19 protein-coding genes and 1 pseudogene are annotated in these 20,156 nt (G+C 51.4%); 14 read left to right on the top strand and 6 right to left on the bottom strand.

The window, feature by feature from the left end:
- The first annotated feature begins 41 nt into the window (after nucleotides 1-41).
- The 5 genes from HRU78_15100 (at nucleotide 42) to sucD (ending at nucleotide 7,658) form a co-directional block, all read left to right on the top strand.
- On the top strand, nucleotides 42-407 hold the full coding sequence (locus HRU78_15100) for a hypothetical protein (GenBank protein ID QOJ24805.1): 366 nt from the start codon (nucleotides 42-44) through the stop codon (nucleotides 405-407).
- Nucleotides 404-4,165: a hypothetical protein gene (locus tag HRU78_15095; protein QOJ24804.1), complete on the top strand. Its 3,762-nt coding sequence runs from the start codon at nucleotides 404-406 to the stop codon at nucleotides 4,163-4,165. The genes HRU78_15100 and HRU78_15095 overlap by 4 nt, the downstream gene beginning before the upstream one ends.
- Before the next feature lie 369 nt (nucleotides 4,166-4,534).
- Complete coding sequence (locus tag HRU78_15090) at nucleotides 4,535-5,485, top strand: CoA ester lyase (GenBank protein QOJ24803.1); 951 nt, start codon at nucleotides 4,535-4,537, stop codon at nucleotides 5,483-5,485.
- Between the two features lie 97 nt (nucleotides 5,486-5,582).
- Nucleotides 5,583-6,761, top strand: a complete 1,179-nt coding sequence (locus HRU78_15085; GenBank protein ID QOJ24802.1) for a malate--CoA ligase subunit beta — start codon at nucleotides 5,583-5,585, stop codon at nucleotides 6,759-6,761.
- A gap of 9 nt (nucleotides 6,762-6,770) precedes the next feature.
- Complete coding sequence (gene sucD / locus HRU78_15080; GenBank protein QOJ24801.1) at nucleotides 6,771-7,658, top strand: succinate--CoA ligase subunit alpha; 888 nt, start codon at nucleotides 6,771-6,773, stop codon at nucleotides 7,656-7,658.
- 82 nt (nucleotides 7,659-7,740) lie between these two features.
- Here sucD and HRU78_15075 read toward each other — a convergent pair.
- A protein-coding gene (locus tag HRU78_15075; GenBank protein ID QOJ25094.1) for an IS5 family transposase occupies nucleotides 7,741-8,498 on the bottom strand; the annotation gives its coding sequence in 2 pieces (ribosomal slippage) (nucleotides 7,741-8,183 and nucleotides 8,183-8,498; 759 coding nt in all).
- Nucleotides 8,499-8,686: 188 nt separating this feature from the next.
- Here HRU78_15075 and HRU78_15070 point away from each other — a divergent pair.
- The 6 genes and pseudogenes from HRU78_15070 (at nucleotide 8,687) to HRU78_15045 (ending at nucleotide 11,638) form a co-directional block, all read left to right on the top strand.
- On the top strand, nucleotides 8,687-9,076 hold the full coding sequence (locus HRU78_15070) for a hypothetical protein (protein QOJ24800.1): 390 nt from the start codon (nucleotides 8,687-8,689) through the stop codon (nucleotides 9,074-9,076).
- A complete protein-coding gene (locus tag HRU78_15065) occupies nucleotides 9,073-9,441 on the top strand; it encodes a hypothetical protein (protein ID QOJ24799.1) in 369 nt (122 codons plus the stop codon). The genes HRU78_15070 and HRU78_15065 overlap by 4 nt, the downstream gene beginning before the upstream one ends.
- A gap of 84 nt (nucleotides 9,442-9,525) precedes the next feature.
- Nucleotides 9,526-10,057 (top strand): annotated as a pseudogene (locus HRU78_15060) (transposase).
- Nucleotides 10,058-10,164: 107 nt separating this feature from the next.
- Nucleotides 10,165-10,443: a type II toxin-antitoxin system RelE/ParE family toxin gene (locus tag HRU78_15055; GenBank protein ID QOJ24798.1), complete on the top strand. Its 279-nt coding sequence runs from the start codon at nucleotides 10,165-10,167 to the stop codon at nucleotides 10,441-10,443.
- Nucleotides 10,444-10,451: 8 nt separating this feature from the next.
- Nucleotides 10,452-10,742: a HigA family addiction module antidote protein gene (locus HRU78_15050; GenBank protein QOJ24797.1), complete on the top strand. Its 291-nt coding sequence runs from the start codon at nucleotides 10,452-10,454 to the stop codon at nucleotides 10,740-10,742.
- A gap of 278 nt (nucleotides 10,743-11,020) precedes the next feature.
- Complete coding sequence (locus tag HRU78_15045; protein QOJ24796.1) at nucleotides 11,021-11,638, top strand: YqhA family protein; 618 nt, start codon at nucleotides 11,021-11,023, stop codon at nucleotides 11,636-11,638.
- Between the two features lie 18 nt (nucleotides 11,639-11,656).
- Here the strand turns inward: HRU78_15045 and HRU78_15040 are convergent, their stop codons facing one another.
- Nucleotides 11,657-12,190: a CinA family protein gene (locus tag HRU78_15040; protein QOJ24795.1), complete on the bottom strand. Its 534-nt coding sequence runs from the start codon at nucleotides 12,188-12,190 to the stop codon at nucleotides 11,657-11,659.
- A 94-nt stretch (nucleotides 12,191-12,284) separates the two neighbouring features.
- Here HRU78_15040 and HRU78_15035 point away from each other — a divergent pair, with 94 nt between their 5' ends.
- Entirely contained in the window at nucleotides 12,285-13,394 is a 1,110-nt protein-coding gene (locus HRU78_15035; protein QOJ24794.1) for an acyltransferase, read from the top strand.
- 110 nt (nucleotides 13,395-13,504) lie between these two features.
- Nucleotides 13,505-14,020, top strand: a complete 516-nt coding sequence (locus HRU78_15030; protein QOJ25093.1) for a hypothetical protein — start codon at nucleotides 13,505-13,507, stop codon at nucleotides 14,018-14,020.
- A gap of 27 nt (nucleotides 14,021-14,047) precedes the next feature.
- Here HRU78_15030 and HRU78_15025 read toward each other — a convergent pair whose 3' ends face one another.
- From HRU78_15025 to HRU78_15010, 4 genes are all read right to left on the bottom strand, one after another.
- The gene (locus tag HRU78_15025; protein ID QOJ24793.1) at nucleotides 14,048-14,869 is read right to left on the bottom strand and encodes an alpha/beta hydrolase; all 822 of its coding nucleotides are present in this window, start codon (nucleotides 14,867-14,869) and stop codon (nucleotides 14,048-14,050) included.
- A 2-nt stretch (nucleotides 14,870-14,871) separates the two neighbouring features.
- A complete protein-coding gene (locus tag HRU78_15020; GenBank protein QOJ24792.1) occupies nucleotides 14,872-15,384 on the bottom strand; it encodes a DUF2141 domain-containing protein in 513 nt (170 codons plus the stop codon).
- An 84-nt stretch (nucleotides 15,385-15,468) separates the two neighbouring features.
- Nucleotides 15,469-18,672, bottom strand: coding sequence for a DUF748 domain-containing protein (locus HRU78_15015; GenBank protein ID QOJ24791.1), 3,204 nt, complete (start codon nucleotides 18,670-18,672; stop codon nucleotides 15,469-15,471).
- Nucleotides 18,673-18,858: 186 nt separating this feature from the next.
- Nucleotides 18,859-19,323, bottom strand: coding sequence for an FKBP-type peptidyl-prolyl cis-trans isomerase (locus HRU78_15010; protein QOJ24790.1), 465 nt, complete (start codon nucleotides 19,321-19,323; stop codon nucleotides 18,859-18,861).
- A 151-nt stretch (nucleotides 19,324-19,474) separates the two neighbouring features.
- Between HRU78_15010 and HRU78_15005 the strand changes: the two genes are divergently transcribed.
- The gene (locus HRU78_15005) at nucleotides 19,475-19,939 is read left to right on the top strand and encodes a YbaN family protein (GenBank protein ID QOJ24789.1); all 465 of its coding nucleotides are present in this window, start codon (nucleotides 19,475-19,477) and stop codon (nucleotides 19,937-19,939) included.
- Nucleotides 19,940-20,156: the final 217 nt, after the last annotated feature.

Genomic DNA, 20,156 nt, shown 5'->3' with positions numbered 1-20,156 from the left:
ATCTGATTTGTAACGAAAATGATCGCAAAGCGACGGTCCCCGTGCGCAAGTATTTACGCGAACAAGGATGCGAAGTCTCCCTGCCGGCTTTTGAAGGGGATGCCACCGCAGTGCGCGAAGCGCACCGTCAGCTCATGAGCAATTGCGATGCTGTCATTCTTTTTTATGGATCCGGTAGTGAGGCGTGGAAGCGTACCATCGATAGCGAGCTGAAAAAGATGCCGGGCTACCGGATTGGCAAGCCGCTGCCGCCGTGCTTTACCTATTTGGCCGAACCTGCCACCGTGGATAAAGAAGATCTCATCGATATGGAAGAGCCGTATCTGATCAATGGCATGACGGGTTTTCCGGAGGCGGAAATGGCGGTTTTTCTGCAGACCATGAAGCCGGGCGGAGCAAAGCCATGAGCGCGCCAGCCGCTCCAGCCGGTTTGCAGAATCCCTTTCCGGGTTTGCGCCCGTTCCGCGAAGATGAAGAACATTTGTTTTTTGGTCGCGAGAATCAGGTCGATGCCATGGTCAACAAGCTGGCGGCCACCCATTTCCTGGCGGTTGTCGGTAATTCGGGCAGCGGCAAGTCCTCGCTGGTCAATTGCGGTTTGCGTCCGGCTTTGTACGGCGGGCTCATGGCGTCCGCCGGCACCAACTGGCGCATGGCGCAGTTCCGCCCCGGCAACAATCCGATAAGAGCGTTAGTCAATGCATTGGCCAAGGATGGCGTCTTGTTTAGCAACTATGCGGGCAAAGGCTTGACGCTTGCGGAGATTATCGACACCACGTTGCGCATGAGCAAATTGGGATTGATTGATATCGTCGAGCAGGCGCAGTTGAGCAAGGATGTCAATTTGCTGATCGTGGTAGACCAGTTTGAAGAGCTATTCCGCTACCGGCAATTGCGCGTCGCTCAACCCGAGAATATTCAGGGCATGAGCGAAGAAGCGGTTGCTTTTGTCAATCTGTTATTGGAAGCAAAGCAACAAACTACCTACCCGATTTATGTCGTTCTAACGATGCGTTCGGACTTTCTAGGGGATTGCGCGCAATTTCCCGGTTTGGCCGAGATGATCAGCACCGGACAGTATTTGGTTCCGCGCATGACCCGTGAGGAGCGCCGTGCCGCTATCAGCGGGCCGGTCAGTGTCAGCGGCGCGGCTATTTCGCCGCTGCTTTTGACAAGACTCGTCAACGATGTCGGCGACAATCCCGATCAATTATCGATTCTGCAGCACGCGCTCAACCGTACCTGGGGGTATTGGCAAAGCCATGGCGATTCCACCAAGCCACTCGATTTGGCGGACTACGAAGCCATTGGAACCATGACCTACGCATTGGATAAGCATGCGGAAAATGCTTATGCCGGACTGGATAGCGAAAGAAAAAAACAGCTCTGCGAGAAAATCTTCCAGGCGCTCACCGACAAAGCCACGGATTTGCGCGGTGTAAGGCGGCCGACGACCGTGGATACTTTGTGCGCATTGGCTGATGCCACGCTGGAGGAAGTGACTGCGGTCATCGATGAATTCCGCAAACCGAGCCGTTCATTCTTGATGCCGCCGGCAGGCGAAATACTGGACGCGGATACGGTCATCGACATCTCGCACGAGAGCCTGATGCGCGTATGGCAGCGGCTCAGCGCTTGGGCCGATGCCGAAGCGGCATCGGTGCAAATTTACCACCGCTTAGTGGAAACTTCGATGCTGCACCAGGAAGGCCGGGCGGGGCTTTGGCAGGATCCCGACTTGCAAGTGGCGCTCGATTGGCGGGTCAAGGAGAAACCCAATGAAATCTGGGCGCATCGCTATTATCCCAACTTTGCTCAAGCCATGCGCTTTCTGGATGCCAGTGTCGCGTATCGCGATAATGAGATACGGGAGCAGGAGGTCCAACGGCAACATGCTTTGGAACAAGAGCGGATATTAGCCGAGCAGCAGCGGATAGCCGAGACCGAGCGGCGGCGGGCGAGAGAGCAAGCGCGGTCGATCCGGCGGTTCCGTAAATTCACCGTCACGCTCATTGCTACGCTGATTGTTGCCGTAGGCGCCGCCGTATGGGCGATTCAGCAAACGAACATTGCGGCTTTACGCAGTCTGGAGGCTTCCGCCTTCAGTCATATCAGAGAATTGGATCTGTCGCTGCTACTCAGTGTTGAAGCGCTGGAAATCGATGACCGGCCTGATAACGAGAGCATACTGCTCAATGCGTTGCAGCAAACCCCGCATCTCCTAACTTTTTTACGCGGTCATGTTGGTACTGTACGTAGCGTGGCATTGAATGCCAACGGCAAGATTTTAGCCTCCGGCGGCACGGATAATACAGTCATTTTATGGGATGTGGCCGCCCGCGAACAGATCGGAACGCCTTTTACCGGCCATACTGGTACCGTATGGAGCGTTGTCCTTAGTCCTGATGGAAAAACGCTGATTTCCGGCAGCGGGGATAATACCATCATGTTGTGGGATGTGCTTACTCACCAGCCGCTCGGATCGCCGCTTACCGGCCATACCGGTCCCATCGTGAGTATGGCGTTAAGTCCCGATGAAACAATTCTGGCCTCCGGCAGTGAAGATAACACCGTCATTCTGTGGGATGTCGCCACCCGTCAACCGCTCGGGCCGCCGCTCACCGGGCATACCGGTCCGGTACGCAGCGTTGCCTTGAGTACCGATGGCAAGATTTTGGTTTCCGGCAGTGCGGACAATACCATCATTTTATGGGATGTCGCCACTCGCCAGCCGCTTGGGCCACCGCTTAAAGGGCATACCGGCCCCGTACGCAGCGTGGTGTTGAGTGCTGATGGAAAAATTCTGGCATCAGGCAGCAAGGACAAGACTATCATGTTGTGGGACGTTGCCACGCAGCAGCCGATCGGATCGCCCATTGCTGAGCATACCGGCACCGTCTTGAGCATTGCCCTCAGCGCTGACGGTAAAACCTTGGTTTCCGGCGGCGGCGATAATACCGTTCGCTTGTGGGATGTCGCCACCGGTCAGCCGCTTGAAGCGCCTCTGACCGGTCATACCAGCAGCGTGTGGAGCGTGGCTTTGAGCGCCGATGGAACCGTTCTGACCTCCGGCAGTGAAGATAGCAATATCATTGTATGGGATGTCTCTACCCGCCAGCCATTGGGATTATCTCTTACCGGCCATACCAGCAGCGTGTTGAGCGTGGCATTGAGCGCCGACGGTGAAACCCTGGTTTCCGGTGGTGATGACAAGACTATCCAGGTGCGCGATGTTGCGACGCACCAACTATTCGAATCGCTGCTGAATAACCATAACGGACCGGTGTCAAGCGTGGCACTGAGCGCCGATGGTAAAACCCTGGCTTCCGGCAGTGAAGATAGAACGATTATTCTATGGGATGTGACTACTCGTCAGCCGCTCGGGCCGGCCCTGACGGGTCATACCAGTCCTGTGCTGAGCGTGGCCATGAATGCGGATGGCAAGATCATGGCAACAAGCGGGGACGACAATACCATTCTTCTGTGGGACGTGGCTACCCGTCAGCCGCTTGAAGCGCCTCTGACCGGTCATACCAGCAGCGTGTGGAGCGTGGCTTTGAGCGCGGACGGCAAAATCTTGGCTAGCGGTAGCGGAGATAAAACGATTCGGCTTTGGGATGTAACCACCCACCGCCCAATCGGATCTCCGCTGACGGGTCATTCCGGTGTGGTGCGCAGTGTGGCGTTGAGTTCCGATGGCAAAATTCTGGCTTCCGGCAGCGTCGATAAAACAATCCGTTTATGGAATGTCGCCACCCAACAACCACTCGGACCGCCACTTGTCGGTCATATCAGCGCAGTGCGAAGCGTCGCTTTAAGTGCGGATGGTAAGATCCTGGCTTCCGGCAGCGATGACAACACTGTGCGCCTGTGGGATGTGGCAACGCACCAGCCGCTTGGAGCGCCGCTGATCGGTCATAGTGATGCTGTGCTAAGCGTATCCTTGAGTGCCGACGGTAAGACCTTGGTCTCGGGCAGCGACGACAACACCATCCGGCTGTGGGATATAGCGGCCGGCACATTGCTGCATCCTTCCTCTGACCCATGGAAAGTCCGAGCTTGCCGCATCGCCAATCGCAATCTAACCCGGACGGAGTGGCAGAAGTACATGGGAAATAGACCCTATCGAGCGACCTGCCCAGAATTGCCGCTTGCCAAAGACTGATAATAACCGGCTGATAGCGCTGGCGATTTGTTTTATTCCTGTGGATCGTCTTGCCGGATTGCGGTTTGATCCAGAATCGAAAGGTTATAACTCATTTCATAGGCGGAAAAGCGGTGAGTAGATAAATTCCCGTGGAATGGATATAATTTGCTGAAAAATTAGTCTTTAAAACAAAAAGCATAAAACACTCTATCCATTCATCTCTGCACGATTGCCTGCGTTGTTAAATCACGAACCCCAGTATGTCTTAAAAACCCGCCGCTGCCATTCGCCGCGGATCACATGAAAGACACCAAGAAAACAAACAACTGACCTGGCCTATTCGTCTATTCGCGTTATCTTTAAAAATTTATCAATTCTGGAGGAAAAATGAGTCATACGCTTTATGAAACCACCGTTCAGCGGGTACAACGCTGTGAACTGGCTGTTCCGGGTTCCAGTCCGGGCATGTTTGAGAAGGCACTGAACAGCGGCGTTGACTTTGTTTTTCTCGATTTGGAAGACGCGGTTGCGCCGGATGATAAAGTTCAGGCGCGCAAGAACATCATCCAGGCACTTAACGATCTGGATTGGAAAGGTCACGGCATCACGGTTTCGGTACGCATCAACGGTCTTGATACGCAATACATGGTGCGCGATGTGGTCGATCTGGTGGAACAGGCCGGAAGCAAGATCGACACGCTACTGATTCCCAAAGCTGGTGTGTATGCGGATATTTATATGGTACAAGCCATGGTTACCCAGCTCGAAATGCAGCAAGGGCTGAAAAACCGCATCGGTCTGGAAGCATTGATCGAAACTGCGCTCGGTATGGCCAACGTGGAAGACATCGCACGCAACGGTGCAGCCGGACGATTGGAAGCATTGCACTTCGGCGTGGCTGACTACGCCGCCAGTAACCGCGCCAGAACCACCAACATCGGCGGTTTGAATCCGGATTATCCCGGCGATCAATGGCATTTTGCCATCAGCCGCATGATCGTAGCGTGCCGCGCGTACGGTCTGCGCCCTATCGACGGACCGTTCGGCGACATCAAAGATCCCGACGGTTACGTGCTGGCGGCCAAGCGCGCTGCCGCACTGGGTTGTGAAGGCAAATGGGCGATCCATCCGACGCAGATTCCGCTGGCCAACGATGTGTTCACACCGCCCGAGCGGGAAATTGAAAAAGCCAAACGTATTCTGGCCGCGCTTAAGGAAGCCGCCGCGCAAGGCAAAGGCGCTGCTGCGCTGGATGGCCGCTTGATCGACGCAGCTTCGGAAAGAATGGCCAATAATGTGGTGAAAGTCGCGGAAGCGATTGCAGCAAAAAACGGTTAATGACTGAAGGCCGCGCGATGCGGCCTTTGTCTTTGGGGCCCTATGTTTGAAATGATAAAAAAATTGACGCATCAATGCGATTGTTGAGGAAACTGAAGTGAATATTCACGAATATCAAGCAAAAGAAATACTGGCCGAATACGGCGTCAAGATTGCGCAAGGCGGCTTGGCCTACAGCGTAGTGGAAGCCGTGCAACGCGCCAGGGAAATCGATGGCGACGTCTGGGTGGTGAAAGCGCAGATTCATTCCGGCGCGCGCGGCAAAGCGGGTGGTATCAAAGTGTGTAAAACGCACACCGAAGTCGAGCAAGCCGCTGAATCGCTGCTCGGCAAAAAACTGGTAACGCATCAAACCGGCCCGGCGGGAAAAATCTGCTCGCGGTTATACATCGAAGCGGGTACCAAAATCGCCAAGGAAATGTATCTGTCGTTCATGATCGACCGTGTCAGCGAGCGTGTGATCATGATCGGCTCCGCCGAAGGCGGCATGGAAATCGAAAAACTGGCGGTGACCAATCCGGAAGCGATCATCAAGATTTACGTCGAACCGGCGGTCGGTTTGCAGGATTTCCAGGCGCGCAAAATGGCGTTCGCGCTGGGGATCGACCCGGCGCAACTGAACAGTGCGGTGAAAACCATCAAAGGCTGTTACCGCGCATTGCGCGATCTCGACGCCAACATCCTGGAAATCAATCCGCTGGTGATTACCGCCAGCAACGACATCGTGGCGCTTGACGCCAAAATGGTGTTCGACGAAAACGCATTGTTCCGCCGCCACCGCATCGCCGAATTGCGCGACAACACGCAGGTCGATCCGCGTGAAGTTGCCGCGGCTGAAGCCGGCTTAAGCTATGTCGGCCTGGATGGTGACATCGGCTGTATGATCAACGGCGCCGGTCTGGCGATGGCAACGATGGACATGATCAAACTGGCAGGCGGTGAACCCGCCAACTTCCTCGACGTCGGCGGTGGCGCATCCGCCGAGCGCACCGAGAAAGCATTCCGTCTGGTGCTGGCCGATGCCAATGTCAAAGCGATGCTGGTGAATATTTTCGCTGGTATCAACCGCTGTGACTGGATCGCCGAAGGCGTGGTGCAAGCCGTCAGAAACATCGATATGAAAATCCCGCTGGTGGTCCGCTTGTCCGGCACCAACGTAGAAGAAGGCCGCCGCATCATTGCCAACAGCGGCCTGCCGATCATCACCGCCGATACGTTAGCGGAGGCCGCGGAAAAAGTCGTGCGCGTCCGCAACGAAGTCGTCGCGAAAGCTTAGGAGTATAAAGTGGCGATATTAATCAACGAAAAAACACGCATCATCGTTCAAGGGTTTACCGGCAGAATCGGTACTTTTCACGCGCAGGAAATGATCGACTACGGCTCCAACGTGGTCGGCGGCGTCACGCCGGGCAAAGGCGGACAAACGCATCTGGGATTGCCGGTATTCAATACGGTTAAGGAAGCGGTCGAGCAAGCCGGTGCGGAAGCCAGCATCGTCTTTGTGCCGCCCGCATTTGCTGCGGATTCGATCATGGAAGCCGCCGACGCCGGGATCAAATACTGTGTCTCGATCACCGACGGTATTCCGACGCAAGACATGATGACGGTGAAGAATTTCCTGCGCCGTTTTCCGAAAGAAGAACGCATGCTGCTGACCGGCCCGAACTGTGCTGGAACCATCAGCCCGGGCCGTGCGATGCTCGGCATCATGCCCGGCCATATTTACATCCGCGGCAATATCGGCGTGGTTGGCCGCTCCGGTACCTTGGGCTATGAAGCCGCCGACCAGATGCGCGCACTCGGCATTGGCATCTCCACCTCGGTCGGCATCGGCGGTGACCCGATCCCCGGCAGCTCGCACCGCGACATCCTGGAACGGCTGGAACAAGATCCAGAAACCAAAGTCGCGCTGATGATCGGCGAAATCGGCGGCCCGCAAGAAGTCGAAGCCGGTAAATTCGCCAAAGAAAACATGAGCAAACCGCTGGTCGCTTACATCGCTGGCTTAACAGCACCGGAAGGCCGCCGCATGGGCCACGCCGGTGCGATCATCTCCTCCGCCGGTGAAAGCGCTGCGGAGAAAGTCGCGATGCTGAAAGAACTCGGCGTCACGATCTGCCCTACCCCGTCACTGATGGGACAAACGGTGGCGGAAGTGCTGGCGAAGCTGTAATTCTGTAATCGTAGCTGTTGTTAAAATAAAAACCCGGCAAATTGGTGTTGCCGGGTTTTTATTTTTTTAGGGCCTGTTAACACTACCTAAGTGCTTCGACGATGAGAGCGAAATGGATGAATGAGAGAAAAATGACATCCAGTTTGTCGAATCTGGAGAATATTCGACGGAATCCCTTGAGTCTGCGGAATAATCTTTCGATCTCATTGCGTTTTTTGTACATGGCGCGGTCATATTCCCAGAGCTCCAGCCGATTAGTTTTGGGTGGGACAACCGGGATATAACCGAGCTCCAATGCAAGCTGTCTGGTTTGATCACCCTCATAAGCGCGATCCATCAGCAGATGAGTAGGAGAAGAGACGGGGCCGAGTGCTAACAGGAGTTGTCGTCCTTCCGGTGCGTCATGTGTATGCCCCGGAGATAAGGAAAAAGTTATGGCTGTTCTGGTATCTGCGGCAACCAGATGAATTTTAGTGGTCCAGCCACCTCGGGATTTGCCGATGGATTGCGGGCCGTTTTTTTTAATGCACCAGTACCATCAGGGTGCACTTTGATGCTGGTGCTATCCATCGAAACGGCTTCAATCTTGATGCGAATGATTTGTTGATGCTGCAGCTGCTCAAAAACTTTTTGAAGCACGCCGCTTTTCGCCCATCGATTCATTCGAGTGTAGATGGTATGCCAATTACCGAAACGCTTGGGTAGTCCGCGCCACTTGCAACCATGCTCGGTAACATACAGAATAGCATTGAGAATTTGTAGATTGGAATGACTGACATTGCCACGCTGGCGCGGCATGCAGTGTTCGATCTGTTGATATTGAGTTTCGGTGATTTCCATCACCATATTATATCAAATAGTGTTAACAGGCCCTAGTTTAAAATACAGATAAGCTTCATGGCCAATAGCAGATTGGATTTTGTTTTTGACGTAATATTTTGTGTTATTTTGAAAGTCTTATTTTAGTTACACGGTAAGCTCCGATTCATTTTTCGTGTGACTTTGCAAAACGAAAAGATATTTTCTTAATGGAAATTATGGAGGAATTTATTATTAGCGAAACCGAATTTCAAGCCTTGGCTAGCTGGGCTTCTATAATATCATTGGTGCTAAGTCTAATATCTTTGTATCTGATAGGCTCAGTAAGAGCCAATGTAATAGCATCTAAGAGAAAAGCAAGATTCCGTCAATTAATCCACGATATTAATACCATTCCTAATGACGCAATTCCTTTATCAAAAGCATCTAAGAGCAAGCTTGAATCGTTAAAACGAAACTTACCAAATGGTTATATTCCATTCTTCTGGAGTGCAAAATGCAAGATGATTAGGTATGTTAATTCAGCAATTGATCAAGAAAATTTGGAGAATATTAAGGAGGGTGTTGATGACTATATTTCACTCTCGGAGGACTTATGAATAAATACGAAAAACTATTTGCCGAGATCGCTAAGAAAACTGAAAAAAATGAAATTGAGTGGAAACAAGTAAAAAAGTCTGCGCATGCAGATCTGATATTTAACCCTGACATGGTTTTTCGACAATATTCTGGTGAGCTAAAAAAAGGCAATGATACTTACGAGGTTGTTTTCTTGGAGAAAAAAACAGATGATCCTGTTCACGACTTTGCTTACCAAAGATACATACCAGAGATAATGATAATCGACGATAAAAATGAATTGTTGGTGACAATAACAGATTCTGTTATAGAAAAGGATGACATGTTAGGTTTGTTGCAAGATATAGAAGAAAAGAATGATCGAGTTAAAAAGTTGTTCGACTAAACCATGTAAAAAGCCAGGTAGGATGTGCCGACTGCAAGGAGGCGCATCAATCAAAAAACGTTTGAAAACACGAAAGCAAACGAAATGACAGAATACCGGCGTGTCTATGTTCCCGGAGGTTCCTGGTTTTTTACGGTCAATCTTGCCGAGCGCAAGACCAATCGGCTATTAATTGAAAAAATAGATTTACTACGTAGCGCATTTGAATACACCAAACAGCGCCACCCTTTTCGCATGGATGCCATCGTTATTTTGCCGGATCATTTACACTGTAGCTGGACGCTGCCGCAGACCGATGCAGATTTTTCAACCCGATGGAATTTGCTGAAAGGTTACTTTTCCCGTCACATGGCAACAGGGGAAAGAATTTCTACCAGCCGTAAATCCCGCCGGGAAAGAGGAATATGGCAACGCCGATTCTGGGAGCATCTTTTACGTGACCAAAATGATTTTAACCGGCACGTCGATTATATTCATTGGAATCCATGTTAAATATGGCTGGGCAAAAAGCGTCGGTGATTGGCCTTATTCCAGTTTTCATCGTTATGTTGAACAAGGTGTTTATCCCGAGAATTGGGGAGGTCATGGAGACTGTGAGATCGAGGGAGCTGAATGATATGTAGGATGCGCCTCCTGCGGTCGGCACATCCTACAGGGCTAAAAAATCAGTTTTAACCTTCCAATGCAGTTGTAACATGTAACCTGATCGATTACATTAAGGCGATGATCAAAAGTTTTCGTCATCCTGGATTAGAGCATTATTTTTTGAAAGGAATAAGATCGGGAATTCTGGTCGCGCATGAGCGTCGGATTCAATTGATTCTGTCACGATTGCATGCGGCTACTTCCCCTCAGGATATGAATCTACCGGGGTTGCGGCTACATAAATTGACCGGAAAGAGGAAGGAAACTTGGTCAGTCAGTGTCAGCGGAAACTGGAGAATTACGTTTGAATTCGATGGAAAAGACGTAACGGCGGTTAACTATGAAGATTATCACTGAATAAAATTATGAAAATGCACAATCCACCCCATCCTGGGGAAGTTATCAAAGAATTATGTCTGGAGCCACTCGGGCTTTCCGTTACCGATGCGGCGAAAGCCTTGGGGGTCAGCCGTAAAACCTTATCGGCCCTATTGAATGGCCGATCTGGTATCAGCCCTGAAATGGCATTGAGATTAGCAAAGGCATTCGATACATCGCCGGAAAGCTGGCTCAACCAGCAAATGCAATATGATTTGTGGATTGCCGAACGGAACTTGGGCGAATTGAAGGTAGAAAAGCTTGTTCATGTTGTATAGCAATGAAGAGTGCAACGCATATTGCACCGGATGAAAATTTCAGCGTCACATCAGGGCACGCTAGAATCACCCCATGTTGACCACCAATTTCTCATTTCTCGAGATAATCTGTTCCAACATCTAAGTGAGTAAAAACCGGTAACTTTTTTGCAGTTCCCAGGCTATTGAAATTTATGGCTTGCAACATCAAATTCGTGCTGAATGTTTATAACAAAGCCGAATTTTTTTAATCGTTGCTGTGTTATTCTTGCGGCATTTTTTTAACTTTGTAGGAAAATATGGAACAGAAAGATAGTCCTCGAAAAACACCACTGCAGAGAATTCCCGTCATCGCGCATTTTCTTTTTTTCACCCGCTGGTTGCAGTTGCCATTGTATATCGGATTGGTGCTAGCGCAGTGCGTGTATGTGTTTCATTTCTGGGTTGAGCTGACCGATTTGATCGGTGCCGTGATGGGCAATAAAGACGCGCTCGATCATATTCTCGACATCGTCACCATCGAAGGTGCGACCCGGCCGGACCGGCTGACGGAAACCACCATTATGCTGGTGGTGCTAGGTTTGATCGACGTGGTGATGATTTCGAATCTGCTGATCATGGTCATTATCGGCGGGTATGAAACCTTCGTCTCGCGCATGAATCTGGAAGGACATCCGGATCAGCCGGAGTGGTTGTCGCATGTCAATGCGTCGGTGTTGAAAGTCAAATTGGCCACGGCGATCATCGGGATTTCGTCGATTCATCTGCTGAAAACATTCATCAATGCCAGCGCGTACGACGTCAAAACGCTGCTGGCGCAAACCGGCATTCACATGGCATTCTTGCTGTCGGCCATCGCAATCGCTTACTGCGACCGCATCATTACGCAGACCAGCATGCAGTCGGGCGAACACTGATTTCAATCGCTTGTCATTTCAGGCTACGGCGGCTGCATGGTTCAAAAGGGTCAGTATGCCTTGCAGGGCTGTAGCTACCGCCTGGCGCCGGATGGATTCGCGGTCGCCGGTAAAATAATGCGTTTCCTGTCGCACTAGACCATCCTGCGTCGCCCAGGCAAAGCACACCATGCCGACCGGTTTGGTGGCTGTGCCGCCATCGGGGCCGGCGATTCCGGTAATCGATACACTGATTTGCGCATGGCTGCGGTTGAGTGCGCCGATGGCCATTTCTTGCGCGGTTTGCGGCGAGACAGCGCCATGCTGGTCCAAGGTGGCTTGCTGCACGCCGAGCATTTCGCGTTTGGCGGTGTTGCTGTAAGTAATATAGCCGCGTTCGTACCAGCCCGAGCTGCCGGAAACCGCCGTGACCGCCTGGCCGACCCAGCCGCCGGTGCACGATTCCGCTGTCACCAGCATCCAGCCGCGTTGCGATAACCGGTCTCCGACGGTTTTTGCTAAATCGAGCGTGCTTTGATGTGTGTCGGAAATTTTAAGACTCCCATTAATCATGGTATAAAGCAGCAGGTTGCGCGGCCAAGCGGGCTGCCGCTTGCGTCATTATATTGGACTGTTGTTACTTTTCGTACTGTTTCATGCACGGGATATGCCTACCGACCATCGCGCCAGAATACCGCTGATCGATGCCTTGAAAGCGCTTTGCTGCCTGCTGATCGTTGCGCACCATCTGGCGATTTACGGACCCATGCCGGAAATCGCTTATCCGTTGATTCCGGGATTGATCGACTGGTTGCGCGCATACGGCAGAATTGCGGTGCAGCTGTTTTTTGTCAGTGCAGGATTTCTTTGCGCGGCAAAATACGCACCGCAGGGTTTGTCGCTGGTCACGAATCCGGTTTCGCATATCCGGCGGCGCTACTGGCGGTTGATCACACCTTATCTTGCGGCGTTAACCTTGGCGGTCGTTTCCGCTGCCATAGCGAGAATCTGGATGCAGCATGAATCAATTCCGGGTGTGCCCAATTTGTTTCAATTGCTTGCGCATATTTTTTTGCTGCACAATCTGCTCAATCAGGAGGTTTTGTCGGCCGGCATTTGGTACGTAGCCATTGATTTCCAGTTATTCGCACTGATGATCCTTATGCTGTGGATTGCCAATTGCATACAGGATCGCTATCCGGGTTTGAAAACGCCTGGTCTGATTTTGATCTTCAGCTTAACAACCGTTTCGCTGTTCTTTTTTAACCGGGATAGTCACTGGGACAATACCGCGCTGTATTTTTTCGGCAGCTACGGCCTGGGTGTTCTGATTTACTGGGTAGCGGCCAGTGAGCACAGGGTGGTTGGATTCTTCGTGCTGATCGTGTTGATTCTTGCCGCGCTGACGATCGAATTCCGTTCCCGCATTGCCGTAGCGGGTGGTGCTATGCTGGTGCTGGGGGCGGCGCAGCATTTCGACTTTTTGCACAGCAAACTCATTCCCGGCTGGTTTACCTATCTTGGGCGCGCTTCCTATTCGATTTTCCTGATTCATTTTCCAATATTGCTCATCGTCAATGCGGCATTTTTCAAATTCTTGCCGCATCAAGCCAGCACGCAATTGGCCGGTTTGTTGTTGGCGCTGAGTCTCAGCATCGGTGCGGGTATCGCGATTTCTTGCTGGCTCGAAGTCCGCCCGGTCAGCAATCGGGTGCGACTCCTGTTGCCCGTCGGGTTCGTTACTTGCGGTGTATTGGCTATGTTTGCGGGCGGATAGCAGCGGTATATTTCGTTGTCTCATGTAGCAAACCGGGAAAAAAAGAAGACGGAGGCCGGACATCTCGTTTATGATCGCTATCGGTTTTGATATTCATGAAGGTTATCGATATGCATTATTTCTTATTCGCAGCAGCACTGTTAATCGCTCCGGCATCCGCGCCGGCAAGTGATGTGGGGGTTACCATCAGCATCGGCCAGCCCGGTTTTTATGGCCAGATCACCTTGGGTAATCAGTATCCAACGCCGCGGTTGATTTACCCGAATCCTATTCTGGCTCTACCGCCCGCTGCCGCTGTCGTCCAGCCGCCGCCGATTTATCTCTATGTGCCGCCGGGTCACGCCAAACGCTGGGACAAATACTGCCATCGTTACAACGCCTGCTATCAGCCGGTCTATTTTGTAGAAAAAGACTGGTATAACAATGTATACGTGCCGCATTATCATAGTCAAGGCGGTTATCCCGGCGGCTACAACGATGCTGGACATCATCATGACGACGACCGGGTTGAACGCCGCGACCATAACAATCGTCCCGGGCGCGGCAATGGTGGAAACTATGACCGGGACGATCGTGGAGATCATGGTAGAAAAGAACACCACGAACGGGGTAACCGGAGGGATTGACGGTTTTTTTAACCATCCCCGTTTAAATTACTGCGCATTCAGGTTTTTGTCCATGAATGTGCCCAATGATTTTATCCAGACCGGTTGCATAAAAATGAAACCGGTATTGTGACCGCCTTCCAACGGGAGAAATTGTTTCGGTTCCGGGGCGGCTTGAAACAGCCGCTGACCATGCCGGAACGGCACGATGTCATCCTCCGGGCTGTGCGCAATGAAAACCGGACAGGACACCGATTGCAGCGATTCCAGTGTGTTGTACTCAAACCGGCTGATCCAGCGCACCGGCAGGAACGGGTAAATTTCCGCCGCCAGCTCGGGGACGGAGGTAAAAGTGGAAGCCAAAACCAGCAGGCCGGGTTTCTCACGCGCCGCCAACCAGCTTGCTACCGCTCCGCCCAGCGATTCGCCGAACAAAACGATCCGTGCTGCGGCGATGCCTTGGGTTCCGGTCAGGTAACGCCAGGCGGCCTGCGCGTCCAAGTAGGTGCCGGATTCCGACGGTGTGCCGCTGCTTTGACCGTAGCCGCGGTAATCGAACAACAAGGTGCTGTAACCGAGCCGCTTAAACATCGTCAGATAATTGATGCGATGGGAAATATTGCCGGCATTGCCGTGAAAAAACAGCACCGCGCCTTTGGCATCCGGCACGGGCATCCACCAGCCGTGCAGTGTTTCACCGTCGCTGACCGGGATGGTGACGGCGGAATAATTCAGGCCGATTGCGTCCGGTGTGTTGCTGAGTTGCTTTTCCGGGAAATAAATCAGGCGCGCTTGACCGAAATACACCAGCAGGACGAAAACCAGATAGACGGCGCATAACGCCATCGACAGATTGACCAGCGTCTGCACGGTTATGGCTTGGGCGGCTGCTGCAGATTGATGACGATATCGGCACCCAGCTTGCCGGTGGTAAATGCGGAATCGCTGAATTTGGGAAAGCCGGTTTGTTGCTTGGGATTATTGGATAAGCCGAAAGGCTCCTCGGGCAGCAAGTTCCAGCGTTTCTTTAGTTTACGGTCGGCATCGATGTCGTGATAGACCGCTACCGCAAATGTGCCCGGTTGTTCAAGATTCATACAAACCTTTTGCTGCCCGTCCGCCGCCGGAATGCGAACCTTACGTTTACGTCCCTTTTTGAAAAGAAAATTATCCGGATCATCGTACAACTCGACGTTCAAAACACCGCCGGCTTTCATATTATTCACCGTTACCCTGACTTGCGCGCTGCGCGTATTGCAGGCGTCGGGCGTTTCCCCCGGTCTGATATTGAGTGTTTCAGTAGCATGTGCCGGTATCGGGCTTAGAAGGCCCAGGGCAATAATCAAAAGTGGCCAGGTCAATTTTTTTTCAAGCAAGAGTTTCATATTTTTCGTAGAGTCGGGATATGTTACGTGTATTAAGGTGTGCCAATCACATTCGGTGTTTTGAGCAGGAGCGAAGAGTAACTGCTATTTCAACAGGAACTCCGCTTTGCTGCCTTTCTTTTTATCAGCATCTTCGCTTTCATGGAAACCGGTGACAAAAATGCGCTCGCTGGAAATTCCGCCGTTTTCGACCAGCCAATTGCGTGCCGCGGTCGCACGGTTTTCCGCCAGCGCTTGCAAGTCACTGTCGGTAATTACCGCATGCGCCAGCATGAGTTGTTCCATCTCGGTATCGGGAAGGCTTTTGGCTAGTCCCACGGCATTTTTGGGCTTTTCAAAAGACTCTTTTTTGTACGCGATTTCAAGATACTTGCTGTATTCCTTCGGAGTCAGCGTGATATTGGCCAGCGTGCCGCTGGCGATGCCTTTTTTGGTATCTTCGGCGATTTTTTGCGCTTTTACCTTGCTTTGCAGCATGGCTTGCTTCAATCCTTCGTAATCCGTCTCCGGATCGATATGGCCGGAAATTTCCAGTTTCAGCGACGGGCGGTCGGCCAAAATATCGGCCAAGGCTTTTAAGCGCGGCGCTGAGTCGGCTGCGATATCGGCAAAACCGGGTGCAAAGGAAATCTCGGACAATTCTTCGCTGCCCTCAAATACCGAGCCCAGCAAAGCGAAAGGCGATGTGATCGCCTTGGAGATCATGTTGATAAATGCATTAAAGACGATGTCGCCGAGATTGAAGTCGGGGTCGTCGATCGATCCCTTGAGCGGCAGATGAAGATTGATTTCACCGCGGCGGTTTTTCAGCAGCGTGATGGCGAGATCGAGCGGGAGCGATACCGCATTCTCGCTTTCGACTTTTTCGCCGAGGGTGAATTGATCGAGAAAGATTTTGTTGTCCGCCGTCAACGCGCCATTTTCGACCTGGTAATTCACATCGGCCGACAGTTTCCCCTTTTCAATTTCGTAGCCGATATATTTTCCGGAATAAGGGCTGAACGGCGGCAGATCGATATCTTTAACCTGTGCTACGAGGTCCATCAGCAACTGTGCGCTGAACGGATCAATCGTGCCGTGAATATGCAAAGGCGCGGTTTTACCCACCATGCCGCGAACATCGATTTTTCCCGATTTGCCGGGATAGAGTGGGCCAATTTGCCCTGCCAGCGCGGTCAGATTGGCGCGGTAATTCGGTTTGATGAAACGGTCGTTGAAATTGATGTTGCCTTGTTGCAAGTAAATCTTGCCGATATGCACCGGCGTTTCGCTCTTTGCACCGGCTGAGTTCTGAGCTTTGGATTCCGCAGTGGCAATCGCCGTAACCGGTTCTGCCGGCTTTCCGGTTTGAATAATTTGTTTCAGATTGAGACTGCCATCCGGCAGGATGGTCATGCGCGCAAAAAAATCGCTTAAATACAGCGCACTGATATCCACCAGCAGCGGCTCATTGGTGAAGTTGAGGCGGCCGATTTCCAGCTTTTTCCAATGCAGCAGATCATAGGCATTCTTGCTGTCGAAAATATTGAAATTCGCCAGCTTTCCTTCACCGTTCAATTGAATTTTCAACGGATCGCCACTGGCTTTGAAGTTTCCCGCGAAAGAAATGTCGCCGCTGGTGAGCAGCGCGGTCAGCTTGTCGCCCAACCAGCCTTGCAGCGATACCAGATCGACCGCTGTGAGGTTCAGCAGCAAATCCGCTGAAAACGGTGCCCACGCCAGCGTGCCGCTGGCTTTGATGTTGCCGTGTTGGTTGACTCGTCCCTGCAATGTCAATTGCAGCGGTTCGATACCGTCCAGATCGATATCTTCCAGCGCCAAATTGAGAGAGTCGATAATCATCGGGGTGACTTTGGCCAACGACAAGTCTTCATAGCGCAACTTGGCGGCTTTGAGTTGAATGCTTTTAAGCTGCGGCGTCCAAGGCTTACCGGCATTCGTGGGTTGATCTTGGTCGCTATCCGCACGCGCAGCCTCGCGCGGTTTCACCTCTTTTCCGGCAGTTTGGATTGGATTGGCGGGATACGGCGGTTTTCGTGCCGGGATCGGGATATGTGCTGCTCGTTGCGTGGGCTGTGCCGGTTGCGCTGAGGCGTCAGTTGAGCTAAAAAGCCGGGAAAGATCGAGATTACCCTGCGCATCGCGGCGCAGGGTCGTGGTTAAGCCTTCCAACGTGATTGCGCCCAGGGCGATCTTTTGTGCCGCGGTATTGACGGTGATATCGGGGATCGCCAATTTGGCGAATGACAAGGCCGGTTCTTTTTCGCCAGCGCGCGTCAGCGCTGCTTGGTCGATGTGCAGTTTGATGCGTGCCGGTTTTTTGCCGTCCAGGTCGACATTGGCCAGTACGATATTCAGCTTTTTCAAGCTGGTTTGATACGGTGTGGCTACCGCACTATTCTTAAGCGCCAGCTGGCGCAGCGACGTGGTGCCGCTGACCGTGATTTCCGGCGCTTTGTCCGGTTCTTGCGTGAAGCTCAGATTCAGGTCGCTGTCGTAAAAACCGGAGAGCAGATGAATTCCTTCGGGCAGAGTTACATAGCGGTTATAACGCATTAGATCGGCGTTATTAAACTTGATGGTCAGTGCCGCTTGCTGAGCGGCAGCGAAAAGACGCAATTTACCATCGACAGAAAAGGGTGCATCGTTGATTTTTGCACTGAAGTGCGGTTCTATCCAGTTTTCTTGCGTGCTGTTGATATTGGCGGCAACGGGAATACCGAGATTGATTTCGCTGATAACATGCTCGGTATTTTCGTGTTGATCGATAAATTCGACATGACCACCCTGGATCGCGATATTGCTGACGGAAAATGGAATATTCTGGTCTTGCGGCGTGCTTTCCTTATCGGAGGGTTGCTGGAGCCGCTCCAGGATGTCGGAAACGTTCAGTTGATCTTTACTCTTCCGTACCAACCGCATGTGCGGTTCGGTCAGTGAAACGGTGGTAACGATAGGCGCACGCTGCTTGAGCGACTCAAAACTGACGCCGATGTGCAGCTTGTTAAAGGAAAACAGCGTGGCGGAGGCTTCCGCCGTATCCGTTTTTTCGCCAATGCGAAACCCTTGCACGGTCAGCTCCAGTGTGCGGGGTTTTAATTCGACGGATGCCACGGTGACCGGGCGCTGTAAAAATTCCGACAAGTGTATTTCGAGCTGGGATTTTGCGTACCCAGGCAGCCAAAATGTGCTGAGCGCGAATAAAGCGACCAGCAGAACAGTAATGACACCGAGCACAATGCCCAGGCGTTTATATCGAGTAGAACGTTGCTGTGAGGTCGGAGTCATATCGATGCCCTGTCAATTTCTACAGCGGGTTAGCGAAGCGTTCAAAACATTTTAGACGATGGGACGCGCTGGTGGTGACAAAATTTCTAACCGGGAGAGCAAATTGAGCTGCTCAGAAGCGGTTGTGCAGCCGGTCTGATAGCTCAATTTACAAAATTTACCGGAACTCCGGATGAGCAGCATATTTTAATGATAGGCGCCCGCTTTCAGATTGATCAGCTCAACATCGAAAATCAAAGTTGCATCCGGCGGGATAATGTTACCAGCACCGCGCGAGCCATAAGCCATTGATGGCGGAATAATCAGTGTGCGTTGCCCGCCTACTTTCATGCCTTGAACACCTTGATCCCAGCCTTTGATCACACGCCCTGCACCGAGCATGAAAGAGAAATATTCTTTACGATCATAGGAACTGTCAAATTTTCTGCCTTTTTTGTCCGGTGCGTTTTCATCATAGAGCCAGCCGGTGTAATGCACATTGACGGTTTTTCCAATCTCCGCTTCTTCGCCGCTACCGACTTTGGTGTCAATTTTCTGCAGCGTTGCTCCATCGGCGGTGGCCATTTCTTTATAAGCAAAGACTGCCGCCGGCAACATCACGAATGCCAGGAGGATGAAACTTAGATGAAACAGTGTTTTCATATTACGCATGGTTTCCTCGAGAAAAAATTAAATCCGGTTGATTTTAACAATCAATGTTTGGGTATTATAACTGGTAACATCAATTCTTTTTATCGTTGACCAGCCGAATTGATTACTGATTTTTTATACTTAGCGGTAAGTTTACTGACGGTATCGGACAATGTATCCATCTGAACATCGTGAAACGGGGCGGAATGAGCAGCAGATTGCGGATCAGCAAACGGTTGATTTGTTATGCCTGCATGATTCACCGCTGGTGCGCGCCTTATATTTGGGTGCCGGTTTTCTGGCATTATTTTTGGCGGTATTGGGGGCGGTTTTACCGGTGTTGCCGACAACGCCTTTTGTGCTGTTGGCGGCTGCTTGTTTTGCCCGTGGCTCCGAGTATTTTCATTGTAAATTGCTGGAAAACCGCATTGCGGGACCGATTATTCGCGAATGGGCGCTTTATCGCAGCATTCCGCGCCGTGTTAAGCGCTGGGTCTATTTTTTGATGGCGTTATCGTTTGGCAGTTCGATATTCATCGTGCCCGAGCTGTGGCAGAAGATCATGTTGGTTGTGATCGGTTGCATTCTGGCTGCATACGTCTGGCGCATTCCTGTCAGAGAAATTGAATCGCGCTGAATCAGTCAGGAAATGAAAATTACGGCTGCAAAATTCCTCATTCAGTAATCTCGTCTGCTATTGCTTCAATCTCACAATTTGTTGATGATGTTTATCAAAATATTAATTGCTTGAATGAATTAATGATGAAGAAGCAGTTAATGTAATCTTTGTTATAAAGAAGCCTTTCTATCCCCTTATTCTTAAAATTGATTTTTTATGTCTTTGTGTGATATCA

The sequence above is a fragment of the Gammaproteobacteria bacterium genome (assembly GCA_015709635.1).
Taxonomy (GTDB): domain Bacteria; phylum Pseudomonadota; class Gammaproteobacteria; order Burkholderiales; family Nitrosomonadaceae; genus Nitrosomonas.
Note: the sequence above shows the minus strand (reverse complement) of the source record. Positions and strands in the feature narration are given on the sequence as shown.

Excerpts from the sequence above, each read along its gene's own strand:
- HRU78_15095 (QOJ24804.1), top strand. The coding sequence starts at position 404 with ATGAGCGCGCCAGCCGCTCCAGCCGGTTTGCAGAATCCCTTTCCGGGT.
- HRU78_15090 (QOJ24803.1), top strand. The coding sequence starts at position 4,535 with ATGAGTCATACGCTTTATGAAACCACCGTTCAGCGGGTACAACGCTGT.
- HRU78_15070 (QOJ24800.1), top strand. The coding sequence starts at position 8,687 with ATGGAAATTATGGAGGAATTTATTATTAGCGAAACCGAATTTCAAGCC.
- HRU78_15065 (QOJ24799.1), top strand. The coding sequence starts at position 9,073 with ATGAATAAATACGAAAAACTATTTGCCGAGATCGCTAAGAAAACTGAA.
- HRU78_15055 (QOJ24798.1), top strand. The coding sequence starts at position 10,165 with ATGATCAAAAGTTTTCGTCATCCTGGATTAGAGCATTATTTTTTGAAA.
- HRU78_15050 (QOJ24797.1), top strand. The coding sequence starts at position 10,452 with ATGAAAATGCACAATCCACCCCATCCTGGGGAAGTTATCAAAGAATTA.
- HRU78_15045 (QOJ24796.1), top strand. The coding sequence starts at position 11,021 with ATGGAACAGAAAGATAGTCCTCGAAAAACACCACTGCAGAGAATTCCC.
- HRU78_15040 (QOJ24795.1), bottom strand. The coding sequence starts at position 12,190 with ATGATTAATGGGAGTCTTAAAATTTCCGACACACATCAAAGCACGCTC.
- HRU78_15035 (QOJ24794.1), top strand. The coding sequence starts at position 12,285 with ATGCCTACCGACCATCGCGCCAGAATACCGCTGATCGATGCCTTGAAA.
- HRU78_15030 (QOJ25093.1), top strand. The coding sequence starts at position 13,505 with ATGCATTATTTCTTATTCGCAGCAGCACTGTTAATCGCTCCGGCATCC.
- HRU78_15020 (QOJ24792.1), bottom strand. The coding sequence starts at position 15,384 with ATGAAACTCTTGCTTGAAAAAAAATTGACCTGGCCACTTTTGATTATT.
- HRU78_15015 (QOJ24791.1), bottom strand. The coding sequence starts at position 18,672 with ATGACTCCGACCTCACAGCAACGTTCTACTCGATATAAACGCCTGGGC.
- HRU78_15010 (QOJ24790.1), bottom strand. The coding sequence starts at position 19,323 with ATGCGTAATATGAAAACACTGTTTCATCTAAGTTTCATCCTCCTGGCA.
- HRU78_15005 (QOJ24789.1), top strand. The coding sequence starts at position 19,475 with ATGTATCCATCTGAACATCGTGAAACGGGGCGGAATGAGCAGCAGATT.